Origin of the sequence: Commensalibacter nepenthis, assembly GCF_029953305.1 — a bacterium.
GTDB lineage: Bacteria > Pseudomonadota > Alphaproteobacteria > Acetobacterales > Acetobacteraceae > Commensalibacter > Commensalibacter nepenthis.
Window position 1 is genome coordinate 1 of record NZ_JASBAN010000013.1, and the last position, 1,346, is coordinate 1,346.

Below are 1,346 nucleotides of genomic sequence, written 5' to 3' on the forward strand. Positions count from 1 at the left end.
TCTTCCAAATCTGTTTGATTTTCGTCATCTTTTTTGCTGAACATTGTTTGTAAGCGACGTTGTATCTCTCCATTTTTGTTTGTAAGTGTTTTGGTAAGAAAAGCAGCATAAGGTTGCTTTTCTTTAAAGCCTTTCCAAACTTCATAGGGGTCCAAAGCGTAAGCATAGACCCGACCAGAGACGGGAATACGTAAAATTGCTTGCTCCTGTTCGAGAAATTTCAACCAATTATGGATGGTTCTTGTTGTAACCATCATTTGATCTGCAAGAAACTGTTGATCGCAAACTACAGCACCACATGAAAAGTCTATATGTTCAGCAAAAAAGGCATATAGACCAGCAGCCCCAGAATTTTTGATTGATAGCTCACGAATACGTCGCCAACCTTTAGGGAATACTTGTGTAAATGGTGGTCTTGAAACTCTTTTTTGGGATGTAACCTGCTCATTTTCTAACATGATTTTGTCCTGTTTAAACGTTGTAAATCATTTTTCAAAAAATAATGAATATAATTTCATAAGTAAAGATTTTATTTTCTTATGATCGGAATTCACCGGAAATACTGCGTTCCGATTAATCGGAAATACTGCGTTCCGATTAGAATAATAAAAAGTAAATAAAATCAATATGTTAAAATTTTACGTAATATATATTCTTTCTAATAGTTAAAAATCCATCAAATGCACATGAGGATTTTGCCAATTCAAAAGGCAAAAAATCCGATTGTGTAGTTGTGGAGTTTTAACGTGATAAAGTTTTTTTTGCTTCTTTTTTTTAAGAGGGCAAGGATATACAAACAATGGTTTGTACTCTTGTAAGGGGATGTCCCCTTAACCCCAAAAGAAAGCTCTTTTTTTTAAAAGTTAGATTGGTTTTGTTTGATATTTGGTTAATTGCTCAGGAAGGATACAGAGTAACTTTAGCTTTAAAGTTTCTAAAACGACCGTAGAAGCATGTTTAAAGTTTTTTAGAGGATTTTTCTTTAAAAGCATTAGAACACATTCTGGAGGCGTTTAAAGTGCTAGTAAGCCAACTACTGCAAGTTCAAGTAATTTCAAACCTCTAAAAAAAGCTTTGTATATTCGCTTCTTGATAACGTGAAAATTCAACCGTTGGTTCATTGTGAACTATTCCAACGATAATTGCATATGTGCTACGAGGTCTAAGATTTTTTGTTTTTTCAAATAAGTCCAAAATTAACTCTTCATTTAACGCAAAACATGTCGCACTAGCCATACATTGAACAACAAAAATTAATTCTTCGAACGTTGTGAAATCTTTGGTTTTGAAAATTATAATACTAGAAGCTACCCCAATTTGCTTAATATCAACGATCATTTGTGAAG

2 protein-coding genes are annotated in these 1,346 nt (G+C 33.2%); both read right to left on the bottom strand.

The window, feature by feature from the left end:
• Positions 1 to 458 (bottom strand): hypothetical protein (locus QJV33_RS11900; RefSeq protein WP_281463620.1); only part of this gene is annotated, 458 nt, incomplete at its 3' end.
• Positions 459 to 1,062: 604 nt separating this feature from the next.
• Positions 1,063 to 1,346: hypothetical protein (locus QJV33_RS11905; protein WP_281463621.1), on the bottom strand; the 284-nt coding region annotated here is incomplete at its 5' end.